We start from the raw sequence: 15,328 nt of genomic DNA, 5'->3' as shown, positions 1-15,328 counted from the left end.
CAGGCTCAGAGGATCATGATCCCTGATTGCTGGTTACGTCCGCTGATACCCGGGTGTGTCGGGTCCTGCGCCCGCTGATGGCTGTTACGGCGAAAACTCGTGTACCTGAATCCGGTTCCGGCTGCATCGGGCGAGCAAATCGTGCAACGGCCTGCGCGATCAACGCCTGCAAATCCTAACGCCCGCAATTTGGCTTCAGCAATGGCAACCAGATCAAGATGGCGGTGGCTTGGTGAGATGAGTGCAGGGGGTAAATCGAGACGTTGCAGAAAAGTATCAATCAGTTCCTGACTGACTTCATAACAGCAGGCTCCTGCGGACGGGCCGACAGACACAAACCAGTCAGAAGTATCACCCGACTGATTAATCCGCTGTGCCATTTGCTCCAGAATGCCGTCAATCAGCCCGCGCCAGCCTGCGTGCACTGCCGCAACTTCTCTGCCATCTTTGCGACAGAAAATTACCGGTAAGCAGTCTGCAGTGAAAACGGCAAGAAGAATGCCCGGCATAGCGGTGATGAAGCCATCCGCCTCACCGCATTCCTGGCCTGCGACTGTCACATCGACAATCCGTGTGCCGTGTACCTGTTTTTTTCCGGGACAGGTCGCTTCATAGCTTTGCAGATGTTCAGGCAGCAACGCCTGTTTATCGCCGAAGCCATGCACAATACCGGGGATTTGACTGAGTAAAGCTGAGTGGTCACTCATCTTGTGTCTCGTTAGAGAAATGTGATGCAACCAGTGTAGCCGCCTTTGAGCGGGATTTTCCAGCAGTTGCAACCCCTGAGCACCTTCTTTAGACTTAACACTATTGCGAATTTTCGCCCCCTCAGACTTTTCTTGCAGGTTTTCCGCATGACTTATCAGTGCCCGCTTTGTTTCCAGCCGCTTACGCTGGCCGGTCAGCAATGGTGTTGTCCCGCCAACCATCAGTTTGATAACGCGAAAGAGGGGTATGTCAATCTGATGCCCGTACAGCACAAACGCTCAAAGCAGCCGGGTGACAGCCCGGAAATGATGATATCGCGTCGTGCTTTTCTTGATGCAGGCCATTACCAGCCTTTGCGTGACCGTCTGACAGATATTCTGGACGACGTCATCGCGCAAACGGCGGACACATTGCTGGATATTGGCTGCGGGGAAGGGTACTACACCGCCGCATTCGCTGAGAGGCTCACACAAAAACGTGCGCTGAAAGTGTTTGGGCTGGATGTCTCGAAAGTGGCCATCCGTTATGCATCCAAACGTTATCGCGATGTGTCATTTTGTGTGGCTTCCAGCCATCGCTTACCTTTTGCTGAGGGTTCACTGGATGCGGTCATTCGTATTTATGCACCCTGTAAGGCGCAGGAATTGTACCGGGCGATAAAACCGGGCGGCCTGGTGGTTACGGTGGCACCGGGACCACGTCATTTATATCAGCTGAAAGGGTTGATATACCAGGATGTACAACTGCATGCTGATCTCGATGAGCAGCTGGAAGGTTTTGACCGGATAAGTACGGAAGCGCTCGCCTATGACATGATGCTTTCCGGAGAGCAGGCGTTTGATTTATTGCAGATGACGCCATTTGCATGGCGTGCGACAGAAGAAGTGATGGCCAACTTAAAGGCTCAGACAGCCTTTGAATGCGAGACAGACTTCCTCATCAGGATACATCAGCGTGCGTCAGCGTAAATAACCCAGATGCTCCAGCAGGATGCTCGACCCAATTCCTATCAGAACCGCACCTCCTAAAACTTCGGCCCATTTGCCTAACAGCGGGCCGATAAAACGCCCGACCATTATCCCGAGCGTTGACATCACCATGGTCGCCATACCGATGAGCAGCGCGGTAAGGATGATGTTCACTTCAAGAAAAGCTAAACCGACGCCGATCGCCAGAGCATCCAGACTGGTGCCGATAGCCGTTGCAGCCAGGATCCAGAACCCGTGACGGGTTGCCGTTGTCAGGTTATCTTCCGGCTTATTTTTTAGCCCTTCGATGATCATGCGTGTGCCCAGAATACACAGCAGGGTAAACGCGACCCACTGGCTCCACTGCATGATGTACTGGCTGGCAAATAAGCCCATATACCAGCCAATCAGTGGCGTTATGGCTTCTATGACACCGAAAATAAAACCCGTGCGGAAGGCCTCGCGAAAGCAAGGACGATGAAGGCTGGCGCCTTTGCCAATTGATGCGGCGAAGGCGTCCATGGACATGCCAAATGCAAGAATAAGCGTAGCGGATAAGTTCACGAGAATAGCCCCCAAATAACGGCGCAACCTTACCACACTATTTTTATTCGGGACAACACCAAATAAAATGGGGTTTTAAATAATGCCGTATGTTGGGGAATAACAATATTATTGACAAGGTATTTATCAACATTGTTATCTGTAAGGTTAACTTAAATCCTGGGAAATATGCACTATGCTATAACTGATAACTCATGGTCTAAATTCAAGCTATTGATTATTAACCATAATTTTATATATTCTTTCAAGATCATCCAGTTCGTTTACGCGAATTAATAACTTTTTCTGTTCTAATTCAAATACCAGGATACCGTCTTCAGAAAGATTCATACTGCGGATCCGATCGTAGGTGATGAAAGTGTTGGCGAAATAAAAACCCTCCTCTTTGAAGAGCATTTTTGGCCAGCGAATAAAAGAGAGATAAAAAGCAATCAGCCCCAGGCCGATCAGTAAATAATTGGTAATAACGGTGCCATTCGCATGGATATTATTATAAAGAAGAATAGCCAGAAGACCGATAAAGATAATCGAATCGAGTCTGTTACGGCGGCGCAGGTTGACCCGCAGGCGAGTTTTACCCTTGCGTGTACCCATGATGAATTCGTCATAGATGGCGTAGGCAAGCAACAGGAGAGTGAAAAGGGCGAGGACGATATCGGTTACAGACATGAAAACTCCAGCTAACAGCCATCAGGCAAAGCAAAGTAAAAATGACAAAGAGATCAATAGCAGAAACAAAAAAGCCGGGGAAAGATTTCCCCGGCTTTGAAGGTTATCAGAGACCTAGCAGGCCAATCCAGTAACCGAAGATACCGATGGCGAAGAAGCCAACGATGATCCACAACGCATTCACTTTCTTCCGCAATAGCCACATACAACCGAAGGTCAGCAGTAATGGCACCAGACCCGGCATCAGCTGGTCCAGAATAGTCTGGACAGTCGTGACGGTGGTATGGCCCGTCTGGTCGGTGATTTTCGACACGACTAGCGGAATGTTAACGTGTGTCCACTTGTTAACCAGGGCCCCCATGACAAAGAGGCCGAGAATTGACGCCCCCTCGGTCAGTTTTTGCAGGAAGCCGCCGCCCATATCGTTAACGATATCGACACCTTTTTTGTAGCCATAAGACACGCCGTAGTAGCGGGTCAGCAGGCGTACAAGGTTAAACAGAACAAAGAACAGCAACGGACCCAGCAAGCTGCCGGTCATCGCAATACCCGCACCCAATGCAGCAAACACCGGACGCACAGTACCCCAGAAGATCGGGTCACCCACACCGGCCAGAGGCCCCATCAGACCGACTTTCAGGCCGTTGATGGCTGCGTCGTCGATAGGTGCGCCATTGGCACGCTGTTCTTCCATCGCCAGCGTCACACCCAGAACCGGAGCCGCAACGTAAGGATGGGTATTAAAGAATTCCAGGTGGCGTTTGATAGCCGCTTTGCGATCGTCGTTATTTTCAGGGTAGAGACGACGGATTGCAGGCACCATACAGAAGCAGAAGCCCAGAGCCTGCATACGTTCGAAGTTCCATGACCCCTGGAAAAGGTTGGAGCGTATAAACACACCGCGAATATCGCTGGCCGTGAGTTTTTTAACTGCAGTTTGATCAACCATGTCCTTCACCCTTAATCCAATTCGTTGTCGAGATCGTTAACACCCGGTGCAGCCGCCGCTTGCGCAGACTTGTTGTATTTCGGGCTCAACTGGATGTAAAGAACAGCCATCACCACACCAATCACACCCAGTGCAACCAGGTTGAAGTTGGTGAATGCAGCAGTAACGAAACCGAGGTAGAAGAACGGCATCAGGTAGCCAGCACGCATCATGTTGATGACCATGGCGTAACCCACGACGACGATCATACCACCAGCGATGTTCAGACCGTTGGTAACCACTTCAGGGATTGAAGCCAGTAAGTCATGAACAATAGCAGTACCCACAGACACAGCAACAATCACAGCAGGGATGGCAATACGCATTGCCTGCAGGATCAACGCTGAAACGTGGATCCAGCTAATCGCGCTCAGATTCCCTTTTTCAGCCGCTTTATCCGCTGCGTGCTGGAAGGCGACGGTGATGGTACGAACGATGATGGTTAATACCTGACCTGCTGCTGCCAGCGGTATCGCCAGTGCGATACCGGCACCGACAGACTGACCGCCTGCGATAACCAGAATGGTAGAAATGATAGAGGCGAGGGCAGCATCTGGCGCAACAGCAGCACCGATGTTCATCCAGCCAAGCGCGATCATTTCCAGAGTACCCCCGATGATGATCCCGGTTTTTACATCACCAAGAACAAAACCGATCAAAGTACAGGCGACTAACGGACGGTGAAACTGAAATTCATCCAGGATCGAACCCATCCCGGCAATACATGCGACAATAAATATCAGCACAATTTGTAGTGTGGTGATCTCCATTGCACTTCTCCTATGACCAAAGGACGCTGAGTATAAACAGGCACACCAGACAGATAACGTTGAGGGAATCTGCCAACAACGGCGCGCTTATTAATTCATTTTATTAATGAGATCCATCATCTTGAGGCGTGAGTCAGTAGAGACTTTACGCACTTCAAGTTCGATACCTTTTTCATTCAGTTTCCTGAATGCTTCGATATCTTTTTCATCGACAGACACGGCGTTATTCACCTGAGTTTTACCCTGGCGGAAAGCCATACCACCAATGTTTACGGAGGTGATTTTCACGCCACCCTCAACCAGACGCAGAACATCTGTCGGGTTAGTGAACAGGAACATGACGCGATCGCCCGCGTATTTTGGGTTATCCCAGACACGAATGGCTTTCGCAACGTCAACAACGTGTGCGGTAACACCAGGAGGAGCAACCTGAGTCAGCAACGTTTTACGCACGGTATCGGCAGCCACTTCGTCGCTGACAACAATAATGCGTGTCACGTTGGTTTCTTTGGTCCAGCGGGTCGCTACCTGGCCATGGATCAAACGGTCATCGATTCGGGCAAGGCCGATCTTCATATGGTCGTTCGGACCGGCAGGTTTCGCCGGGGCGGCTGCTTTTGGCGCAGGGGCGGCGGCAGGGGCTTGAGCGGCAGGTTCAGGGGTTTTCAGCGCTTTTACGCCGATACGACCCGTCTCAACTGCAATGGCAACCAGTTCTGCGAAAGCAGGGTTGTCATCACGGGCCATGAAAGTCTCTGCCAGCATCGGGATGTTAACACCGGTGACAACTTCGTAATTTTCCTTATCGACAACAATACGGCTGGCGGCATTGAACGGGCTGCCACCCCAGGTGTCGACCAGGAAAAGGACGCCGCTGCTGGTGTCTAAACCACCCAACTTAGCCGTGTACTTTTCGATCAGGGTTTCGGCGTTTTCGCCGGGAACGAAATCAATAAAGGCGACATTATCCTGTTCACCTAAAATCATTTCCGCTGTTTTCAGCAATTGCTCAGCTGCTGACCCGTGCGTGCCGATGATAATAGCAATACTCACTCGCTACCTCCTCTGTTAACTCTGGGAAAGAGTTATGCACATAAGTAATGGTGCTGATGATATCCGCCCGTTTTTATTCCTGAGGCGGACGGGGCATTCCGTGCGTCCTGACTGTCCTTAATTTCTGATAAGACTGCAAAACTATAAATGGCAGAACCTCAACGGGTTGTGCGACGTGATTTATTTTAGTGTGCGAAAAAATAATTTTTGTGACGACTGTCCGTTATTGAACGACGTATTGTGAATACGGTTTCACATCGCACATTAAAACAGCATAGATGTTACAAACTGATGCTGAAGGTAAAAGATCACTCTTTCTTCAAATAATCATTCCTGATAAAGTGATTTTCCGAATAATTGAACAGGAGTACCGGGCCTCAGCCCTCCCTATGGACTGTCACCGACGTCACTATTCTTCGCTTTTTCACCTCATTCTTACCGGCAAATCTGCCCCAATGGGCCTGATTTCAGCCGCACTGAAACCGCTTTCATCTGCTATTTCTGCAGCCAATACTTCCGGACGGTCATCTGACAGCCTGGGGTGTGGTGTTTTTGTGCGTCTTTTTTCTTTAACTCATTGCGGAGTCTGACATGGAATTTTTGATGGACCCTTCAATTTGGGTCGGTTTGCTGACGCTTGTCGTGCTTGAAATTGTTCTGGGTATCGACAACCTTGTTTTTATTGCCATTCTTGCCGATAAACTGCCACCGAAGCAGCGTGATAAAGCCCGTATCATCGGCCTCTCGCTGGCGCTGATCATGCGTTTAGGTTTGCTGTCACTGATTTCGTGGATGGTGAAACTGACCACGCCGCTGTTCAGTATTGCGCAGTTCAGTTTCTCCGGCCGTGATCTGATTTTGTTAGTCGGGGGGATATTCCTGCTATTCAAAGCCACCACAGAGCTGCATGAGCGGCTGGAAGGGCATGACGAGCATGGAACAACGAATCGCGGCTATGCCAGCTTCTGGGCTGTGGTGGCGCAGATTGTTGTGCTGGACGCGGTCTTCTCGCTGGATGCGGTGATAACCGCCGTCGGTATGGTGAATAACCTGGCCGTCATGATGACTGCAGTGATTATTGCCATGGGCGTGATGCTGCTGGCATCGAAATCGCTGACCCGTTTCGTAAACAATCATCCAACCGTCGTGGTGCTATGCCTCAGCTTCCTGCTAATGATTGGTCTGAGTCTGATTGCTGAAGGCTTCGGGTTCCACATTCCGAAAGGTTACCTGTACGCCGCGATTGGTTTCTCTATCCTGATTGAATTGTTCAATCAGATTGCGCGCCGCAACTTCCTGAAAAGCCAGTCCAGCCGTCCGATGCGTGAACGTACAGCGGAAGCTATTCAGCGACTGATGGGCGGGAAACGCCAGAATGAGCATGAAGATGAGCCCGCTGGCGATGTATTGCCAGCCGGTGAAACCTTTGCGGAAGAAGAACGTCACATGATCACCGGCGTGCTGACGCTGGCGTCACGCTCCCTGCGCAGCATCATGACGCCACGCACCGAGATTTCCTGGGTAGACTGTGAAAAGTCACCGGATGAAATCCGCAGTCAGCTTCTCGATACGCCGCACAGCCTGTTCCCGATTTGCCGTTATTCACTGGATGATGTTATCGGTGTGGTGCGTGCGAAAGATCTGCTGGTGGCGCTGGAAAACGGTGAAAGCATTGTCGCGTTCGCGGAAAAAACGCCGCCGATTGTGGTGCCGGAAACCATGGACGTCATCAACTTGTTGGCCGTTCTGCGTAAAGCCAAAGGTCGTCTGGTGATGGTCAGCAATGAGTTTGGTGTGATTCAGGGGCTGGTGACGCCGCTGGATGTGCTGGAGGCCATCGCGGGTGAATTCCCGGACGAAGATGAAACGCCGGACGTCGTGACTGACGGTGATAGCTGGATTGCTAAAGGCGGAACCGATTTGCATCTGTTGCAGCAAATTCTGGACGTCAAAACGCTGGTGAATGCTGACGACGATTTTGCTTCTCTTGCCGGGCTGCTGCTGTCGAAATCAGGACAAATGCCGGTCGTGGGTGAAGTGATCGAAATGGCGTCGCTGCACTTTGAAATTCTTGACGTGTCGGAATACCGTATCGAACGCGTGCGTATTACGCGGCTGAAATCAGAAGACAAATGGGATGAAGACCAGTAACGGGGCTTTATTTCGGGATGTAAAACGGCGACTCAGGTCGCCGTTTTTTATGGTCGGGGAAAACGGGTTCTCACCTTCAGACCGGATCTGTATTATCCTGCAATTCCATGTTCTGCGTAGTTTTTTTATAACGTTCCAGCCAGATTGGGAATACTTCTATAGGCATCGGGCGGGCAAAGTAGTAGCCCTGCAATGAATCGACCCTGCGTTCGCGCAGATAATCTACCTGCTCACGGGTTTCCACCCCTTCAGCAATCAGCTTTAGATTGAGACGCTGCGCCAGTGTGATGATGGTATCCGTGACGGTGGCGTTAATCGCATCGGTGCCAATTGAGGCCGTAAACGCCTGATCGATTTTCAGCACATCGGGATTAAGGGTTTTGAGATAGCTCAGGGAACTGTGACCCGTCCCGAAATCATCAATGGCCAGCAGAATACCCATTTCTTTCAACTGTGAAATCTCAGCAGCACGTAACTCCTGTAACCGCGTCCGTTCCGTCAGCTCCAGCATGAGAGAAACTGACGGCTGCGCCGGAAGCCACAGCTTTCGGATGTCATCAACAATTTCCATATTATTAAAGTGTTGTGCTGCAACATTAATACTGACGTAAAAACCCGGCGTTGCCGGAAATACGGACAGATTTTCAGCGACTGTCTGAATGAGATAGCGTGTCAGCGCAATGATTAAGCCGTGCTGTTCAGCCAGAGGAATAAACACATCGGGCGAAACCCATTCCTGCCGGCGGTTTTTCCAGCGCATCAGTGTTTCCACGCCAATACAACGGCCATCCGTACTGTTAATAATGGGCTGACAATAAACTTTAAACTCGCGGTGGGAAATGCCGTGGCTGATCGGATAAGCCAGACTGATGCGACTGCCGGAGAACAGATATATGGCTGTTGCTGTCAGCAGGCTGATCAGAACCGACAGCGGCAGATGTGAAAACAGCTCCTCCCAGGCCAGTGTGCTGGCTTCTTCACCATAAATAGAGACCGCAAAATCATATTTTTCCGATCGGGCGCTCAGCAAAGGGGCGCGCGGCAGGGCACTGGTGTTGATGATTGAATTTTTGCCGTATTCGAGATTTTGTTGTCCGACGTTGAGAACGATGTGGCTGGCATAAGGCGGTTGGGGCTCGAGCAGGAAATTCGACAAGATCCCGATGTTATAGACAAACAGTTCACCGTTAAGATTATCCGGTGTGGTCGGATGCCATAAAACCAGCGTCGGTGTATTGACACGGCTCCATTTCGAGGCGCGCAACTCAAGTTGGGTTTTACCCTGTGCGAAGGAAGGCAAGGTTTGATTGAAATTCAGATCCAGCGTGCCTACCAGGCTTGAACAAACAATGGTGCCGTTGCTGACGAGACTGATTGAACGTAATGTTTGCATGCGGGCGACGGTTTGTTGCAACAGAGGTTGCTGTGCCTTACAGGCGAGTGTCTGGTCGAAAGGAATAATTTTGCCGGCCGGAGAAGCGGGTTCAAGCAATTTTTCCAGTTTTTCAACGGTGTGAACAGCCACCCGTTTTTGATCTTCGGCGATAACCTGGGCTTGTTCGTAGATACGAATGCCCAGCGTCAGAAGCAGCGTACATATCCCCATTGCACTGGCGAGGGCAATGCGATAGTAGCGATACTTCGCGAGTCCGGTCTGGGAGAACAGCATCGTTCTAATCCTTTTATCCCGAGTTAAAGGCAGGCTCAAAATTATTATTTTAAAGGGTTACCGATGCGTAACAGCCATTTCGTTTTTATAGAGAGTAGCTGTAAATCGTCGGGCGCTCAGTTTGAGTAGCGGCAAACTCCCTATATTTCTCTGTTCAAATCGAAAAAAAAACATACAGGTGACAGTGTCACTGAGGTTTTTCCTGTCCATTTCCGACATTTACGCAGACGTAATAAGGGGGACCCGGACAGGGGAAATCAGGCGGAAATCAGCATGCCGCACCTGCAGGGTATAATGCAAGTCTCACTACCATTATGTATTGATAATACAACAGGTTGTTGTTAGCGAAGGTTTTATTGCTGCCGGCTACCGGCCAGGTGGTATTTCCTGCGGTAAATTGGTTGAAATTAATACAACCTGAAAATACCGCAGGAAGAGGTCATCTTTTCGACCGGATCAGTCGCACTGAACCTTAATCGCCAGACCGCCACGCGAGGTTTCCCGATATTTGGAATTCATATCTTTACCGGTTTCGTACATTGTCTCAATGACTTTATCCAATGAAACTCTCGGCTCACTGGTGCGGCGTAATGCCATACGGGCGGCATTAATGGCTTTCACTGACGCGATGGCATTACGTTCGATGCACGGTACCTGAACCTGTCCGGCAACAGGGTCACAGGTTAATCCCAGATTGTGTTCCATGCCAATTTCGGCCGCAACGCACACCTGTTCCGGGCTGCCGCCAAGCAATTCCGTCAAGCCTGCCGCCGCCATTGAACAGGCTACGCCAACTTCACCCTGACAGCCCACTTCAGCGCCTGAAATCGACGCATTCATTTTATACAGAATACCGATAGCACCGGAACTCAGGAAATAACGCAGATAAATGTCCGGGCTGACCGACTGAATGAACTGGTCATAATACGCCAGCACCGCAGGCACAATGCCGCATGCGCCGTTGGTGGGGGCCGTCACGACACGTCCGCCTGCCGCGTTTTCTTCGTTAACCGCGAGGGCAAACATATTCACCCAGTCGATCACGTTCATCGGGTCACTGGAAAGTTTGTCGTTAGACACCAGCATCCGGCGCAGGGCAGAAGCACGACGCGGCACCCGCAACGGGCCAGGCAGAACGCCTTCGGTATTCAGGCCGCGATCGATACAGGCCTGCATGGTGTGCCAGATTTTCTCGAAATACTGCTCAATGTCCTGCTTACTGTGCTGCGCCAGCTCGTTTTTCATCACCAGGCCGGATAATGACAGCCCGGTTTCCTTACATTTTGCCAGCATTTCACTGGCCGAATTAAAGCTGTACGGCACCGCCACTTCATCCAGCACAGGCTGACCGAAATGCTCGTCATCAACGATAAAGCCGCCGCCGACCGAGTAATAGGTTTTGCTGTAAATCATCTTGTCGCCAGCAAAAGCGTGAATTTGCATGGCGTTTTCGTGACGCGGTAAATTCTCCCCGCGGAACACCATACCGGTATCACGTGGGAAATCGACTTCATGCTGGGTTCCGCCCAGCGGCAGACGCTCACGTTGCTCAACGTCGCGGATAAAATGTGGAATGCCGTCGATGTCGACGGTATCTGGCTGATTGCCCGCCAGACCTAAAATAATGGCGATATCTGTGTGGTGGCCTTTACCTGTCAGAGACAAAGAACCAAAAACGTCCACGGCGACACGCGTAACGGCAGGCATCATGCCCTTTTCCAGCAGGTCATCAGCGAACTGTTTGCCTGCTTTCATCGGGCCCAAAGTATGGGAACTGGAAGGGCCAATCCCGACCTTGAACATGTCGAAAACGCTAATCACGTCGAATACTCCTGTAATAGATTGCGGCAGGGAACGGGATCCCTGGCTTCCATAAATGAACCAACACCAGAGACAGCCCTTATGGACGGGTCTCTTGTTCTTATGGATAGACTTATAGTTTAAAAGGGCTGAGAGGCAAAAGTTTCATTTTTCGCATGAAATAAACTTATTTGATGCAAAAGTGTGATCGTAATGTAATCACTGAGCTCAGACTTCAACCTGCCGGGCCAACTGACGGATGATTCCCGCCGTCAGCCCCCAGACAAATTGTTGCTGATACCAGGACAGATAAACCCGGTGATGAGTGCCTCTGCGGTGAATATCCAGGGGGTGATAACGTGCGAGATCAAAGGCTTCCCGCAGCGGCATTTCAAACAACTCGGCGACTTCATCTTCCGCGGGATGCAGTGGTACATCAACAGGCAACAGCCCGATAACCGGCGTGACCTGAAAACCGCTGCTGCTGTCCTGCGGCGACAGTGTGCCTAATATATGAACCTGTTCAGGGGGGATCGCGACCTCTTCATGCGCTTCGCGTAATGCGGTGGCAATAATCGAGGCATCGGAAGCATCTGCTGCACCACCGGGAAAGGCGACCTGGCCGGCGTGTTTACGCAACTGATCGGAGCGGCGCGTCAGTAAAAGGGTCGGTTCCGGACGGCAGATAATCGGGATCAACACAGCGGCGTGGCGGGTTCCGCGCAACGCCGCAGCAGGCAGGCGCGGCTGCTGCAATTGAAAACGCAGGATGAAATCTTCCACGGCAGGTGAAAACGTCTGTAAGGGCGCGTGTTGTTCCAGCAGCGTCACGGCTGTATTTCTCCTAATTCAGGCAGAATACGGGCAATCTTATCAAAAGTTTCCTGATATTCCGCCTGTTCCTGACTGTCAGCGACGATCCCGCCACCCGCCCAGCAGTAAATTTTGCCCTGTGCGGTGAGCAATGTGCGGATGGTGATATTGCTGTCCATCGTGCCGCAGCAACTCAGATATGCAATGCTGCCGCAATAGCCGTTGCGCCGGTGCGGTTCAAGTTCTTCGATAATTTCCATGGCACGCACTTTGGGCGCACCGGTAATGGAGCCGCCGGGGAAACAGGCACGCAGTAAGGCGCTGGCGTGACAGGTTTCGGGTAACCGGGCGGTGATCGTGCTGACCAGATGATGGACGGCGGGGAAGGGCTCCACAACGAACAGCTCCGGCACCCGCACACTGCCGGGTGTCGCCACGCGGCCGATATCGTTACGCAGCAAATCGACAATCATCAGGTTTTCGGCGCGATCCTTTTCCGATGCCGCGAGCCGTTCTGCCTGCTGCATATCCTCAGTCGGATCTTCGCAGCGCGGCAGCGTTCCCTTAATCGGGCGGGTCTGTATCTCAGCGTCTTTCAGCCAGATGAAACGCTCGGGTGAAAGACAGACAACGGCATTTTCCGGCAGACGCAGAAACGCGGAGAAAGGGGCGCGGTTAGCCTGATTGAGGCGCAGGAAAGCCTGCCATTCATCGCCGCTGTATTCCGTCGAAAACCGCTGCGCCAGATTGATCTGATAGCAATCACCACTGTGAATATATTCCTGAATCTTACGGAATTTCTCACCGTATTCTTCGCGGCTCATATTTGCCCGCCACGGCGCATGTAAACAGAAAGGCGCAGGAGAAGGAACAGGTTGGTACTGGGCCAGCCAGCGTAAACGTTCAGAAACGTCACCATGGCAAATCAGCGTCAGGCGCTGTAAATGGTGATCGGCAATCAGCGCCCAGTCATAAATCCCTACCGCCATATCCGGCAGGTCAATATCCCGTTCTGCAGTTTCAGGCAATGTTTCTATCCTGCGCCCCAGGTCATAACCGAACAAACCCAGTGCGCCGCCCAGAAAAGGAAAATCCGCTGAACTTTCTGCCCGTAAACCGGCCACTGCCATTTGCTCTTCCAGTAAAGCAAACGGATCTTCAGTCCGGGTTTCGGCCATGCCGTTGTGCTCAATCTGCGTTAGCTTGCCACGTGTGGTCAGCGTGATCAGCGGATCGGCCACCAGAATATCGAAACGATTATGCTGGTGCTGTGCCGAACCTGAATGCAGTAACATCGCCCACGGCAAAGCAGAAAGCGGCGCGAACCGTTCAGTTATTGCATCGGGCTGATAAGGTAATGAATGGAAAACAACGGGTTGGGCGAATGGCATGACGGGTATGAGTTTCTCTGGCGCAGTGACTATTTTTCAGGATCCTAACACAGATCGGGCTGCCTGAAAGCAGCGCAGGCGATTTGCGTGAATAAGGCGTATACTGTGCAACCCCGCACTGCGCGGGCTTTTTATTATCACCCGTACAACAGGACACTCCCATGCTGACAGGTATGCCTTCATTATCACATCACGAACAAGAACAGGCCGCCGATCGTATCCGCCAGTTAATGGAAAACGGCATGAGCAGCGGCGAAGCCATTGCGACCGTTGCAGAAGAAATCCGCGAAACGCATAAAGGTGACCGTGTGACCGTCATTTTTGATGACGAAGACGACGAATAAAACGTTGCTCCGCAGTTTCCCTTTGCTGCAAAGAAAAACCGGACTCTTTTCAGGCGTCCGGTTTTTTTTCATCTCAGCGTCAGGAATGGATTAGCCTTTAACCACCACTGCAGCCGCTGCCTGTTTGGCCTGTTCCACGGCGTCTTCAACGTTGTCCGCCGTCGCCAGCGCTACGCCAAGGCGGCGCTTACCACTGATTTCCGGCTTACCGAACAGACGGATCTGGTTGTAACCGGTCAGTGCGTTTTCCAGGCCGGTAAACGTCACGTTGCTGCTGGTCAGTTCCGGCAGGATTACGGCAGAAGCGGAAGGGCCGAACTGGCGGATATTGCCCACCGGCAGACCGAGGAATGCGCGCACATGCAGGGCGAACTCTGATAAATCCTGAGAAATCAGCGTTACCATCCCGGTGTCGTGCGGGCGAGGTGACACTTCGCTGAAGATCACTTCATCACCACAAACAAACAGTTCAACGCCAAACAGACCTTTACCGCCCAACGCTTTCACCACTTTCTCTGCGATGTCTTTGGCGCGCTGCAATGCAAGGTCTGTCATCTGCTGTGGCTGCCAGGATTCGCGGTAATCACCGTCTTCCTGACGGTGTCCGATTGGCGCACAGAAATGAATGCCATCAACGGCGCTGATCGTCAGCAGGGTGATTTCAAAATCAAACTTCACCAGACCTTCAACGATGACACGTCCGCCGCCAGCACGGCCACCTTGCTGGGCATAATCCCATGCCGCCTGTAACTGATCGGCACTGCGGATCAGGCTCTGACCTTTACCGGAAGAGCTCATCACCGGTTTGATAATGCACGGATAGCCGATGGCGTCGATCGCCTCACGGAAAGCCGCTTCATCATCGGCAAACTGATAAGTGGAAGTTGGCAGCTTCAGCGTTTCGGCAGCCAGACGACGGATGCCTTCGCGGTTCATGGTCAGGCGTGTCGCTTCAGCACAAGGCACGACGTTGTGACCCTGTTTTTCCAGCTCGACCAGCATGCTGGTGGCAATCGCTTCGATTTCCGGCACGATAAAATCAGGGTGTTCGCTTTCGATAACCTGTTTCAGTGCATCGCCATCCAGCATGTTAATGACATGGCTGCGATGGGCGACCTGCATCGCGGGTGCATCGGCATAGCGATCAACGGCGATCACTTCCAGACCCAGTCGCTGGCATTCAATCGCCACTTCTTTGCCCAGTTCGCCGGAGCCTAATAACATGACGCGGGTGGCGCCAGTGCGCAGTGCAGTACCAATGGTTAACATAGCTTCGTACCCAGATCTGTGTGAAGGAAAATAGGAATTTCGGCGCGCAGTATATCTGAAATTATTGTCGACGAAAACGATTGCGCAGTGCTGTTGATAAATTTAAGCGGGAATAAAAGCAGGATTTTTTCAGCCTGTTTTCTGCCGTTTAAGGCAGTCTGCGGGCGTCTC

Annotated in this window: 14 protein-coding genes; 3 read left to right on the top strand and 11 right to left on the bottom strand. The window is 51.6% G+C overall.

Annotation, left to right across the window (positions count from 1 at the left end; genetic code table 11):
- Positions 1–5 precede the first annotated feature (5 nt).
- A complete protein-coding gene (gene pgeF / locus GW591_RS09320) occupies positions 6–707 on the bottom strand; it encodes a peptidoglycan editing factor PgeF (RefSeq protein WP_013576196.1) in 702 nt (233 codons plus the stop codon).
- A gap of 147 nt (positions 708–854) precedes the next feature.
- Here pgeF and rlmA point away from each other — a divergent pair, with 147 nt between their 5' ends.
- A complete protein-coding gene (gene rlmA, locus GW591_RS09315; protein ID WP_112152148.1) occupies positions 855–1,676 on the top strand; it encodes a 23S rRNA (guanine(745)-N(1))-methyltransferase in 822 nt (273 codons plus the stop codon).
- Here rlmA and mntP read toward each other — a convergent pair.
- The 5 genes from mntP to manX form a co-directional block, all read right to left on the bottom strand.
- Positions 1,668–2,240 carry a manganese efflux pump MntP gene (gene mntP / locus GW591_RS09310; protein WP_119261805.1) on the bottom strand — a complete coding sequence of 191 codons (573 nt, stop codon included), beginning with the start codon at positions 2,238–2,240 and terminating at the stop codon, positions 1,668–1,670. The genes rlmA and mntP overlap by 9 nt on opposite strands.
- A gap of 210 nt (positions 2,241–2,450) precedes the next feature.
- The gene (locus tag GW591_RS09305; protein WP_013576193.1) at positions 2,451–2,909 is read right to left on the bottom strand and encodes a DUF986 family protein; all 459 of its coding nucleotides are present in this window, start codon (positions 2,907–2,909) and stop codon (positions 2,451–2,453) included.
- 106 nt (positions 2,910–3,015) lie between these two features.
- Positions 3,016–3,858: a PTS mannose transporter subunit IID gene (locus GW591_RS09300; protein ID WP_013576192.1), complete on the bottom strand. Its 843-nt coding sequence runs from the start codon at positions 3,856–3,858 to the stop codon at positions 3,016–3,018.
- 11 nt (positions 3,859–3,869) lie between these two features.
- A complete protein-coding gene (locus GW591_RS09295) occupies positions 3,870–4,667 on the bottom strand; it encodes a PTS mannose/fructose/sorbose transporter subunit IIC (RefSeq protein WP_013576191.1) in 798 nt (265 codons plus the stop codon).
- A 90-nt stretch (positions 4,668–4,757) separates the two neighbouring features.
- The gene (gene manX, locus GW591_RS09290) at positions 4,758–5,720 is read right to left on the bottom strand and encodes a PTS mannose transporter subunit IIAB (RefSeq protein WP_112152149.1); all 963 of its coding nucleotides are present in this window, start codon (positions 5,718–5,720) and stop codon (positions 4,758–4,760) included.
- Between the two features lie 591 nt (positions 5,721–6,311).
- Between manX and GW591_RS09285 the strand changes: the two genes are divergently transcribed.
- The gene (locus GW591_RS09285; RefSeq protein WP_013576189.1) at positions 6,312–7,871 is read left to right on the top strand and encodes a TerC family protein; all 1,560 of its coding nucleotides are present in this window, start codon (positions 6,312–6,314) and stop codon (positions 7,869–7,871) included.
- 76 nt (positions 7,872–7,947) lie between these two features.
- On the opposite strand, the gene GW591_RS09280 is transcribed toward GW591_RS09285, so the two are convergent.
- From GW591_RS09280 to pabB, 4 genes are all read right to left on the bottom strand, one after another.
- Positions 7,948–9,540, bottom strand: coding sequence for an EAL domain-containing protein (locus GW591_RS09280; RefSeq protein ID WP_013576188.1), 1,593 nt, complete (start codon positions 9,538–9,540; stop codon positions 7,948–7,950).
- A 456-nt stretch (positions 9,541–9,996) separates the two neighbouring features.
- On the bottom strand, positions 9,997–11,361 hold the full coding sequence (locus GW591_RS09275) for an L-serine ammonia-lyase (protein ID WP_013576187.1): 1,365 nt from the start codon (positions 11,359–11,361) through the stop codon (positions 9,997–9,999).
- Positions 11,362–11,568: 207 nt separating this feature from the next.
- Complete coding sequence (locus GW591_RS09270; RefSeq protein WP_013576186.1) at positions 11,569–12,171, bottom strand: CoA pyrophosphatase; 603 nt, start codon at positions 12,169–12,171, stop codon at positions 11,569–11,571.
- On the bottom strand, positions 12,168–13,544 hold the full coding sequence (gene pabB, locus GW591_RS09265; RefSeq protein WP_166860490.1) for an aminodeoxychorismate synthase component 1: 1,377 nt from the start codon (positions 13,542–13,544) through the stop codon (positions 12,168–12,170). Before pabB ends, GW591_RS09270 begins: the two co-directional genes overlap by 4 nt.
- Before the next feature lie 161 nt (positions 13,545–13,705).
- Between pabB and GW591_RS09260 the strand changes: the two genes are divergently transcribed.
- Positions 13,706–13,888, top strand: coding sequence for a YoaH family protein (locus GW591_RS09260; RefSeq protein ID WP_013576184.1), 183 nt, complete (start codon positions 13,706–13,708; stop codon positions 13,886–13,888).
- Positions 13,889–13,978: 90 nt separating this feature from the next.
- Here GW591_RS09260 and purT read toward each other — a convergent pair whose 3' ends face one another.
- Complete coding sequence (purT, locus tag GW591_RS09255; RefSeq protein WP_121020075.1) at positions 13,979–15,157, bottom strand: formate-dependent phosphoribosylglycinamide formyltransferase; 1,179 nt, start codon at positions 15,155–15,157, stop codon at positions 13,979–13,981.
- Between the last annotated feature and the right edge of the window lie 171 nt (positions 15,158–15,328).

Origin of the sequence: Rahnella aceris, from assembly GCF_011684115.1 — a bacterium.
Taxonomy (GTDB): Bacteria; Pseudomonadota; Gammaproteobacteria; order Enterobacterales; family Enterobacteriaceae; genus Rahnella; species Rahnella aceris.
Note: the sequence above shows the minus strand (reverse complement) of the source record. Positions and strands in the feature narration are given on the sequence as shown.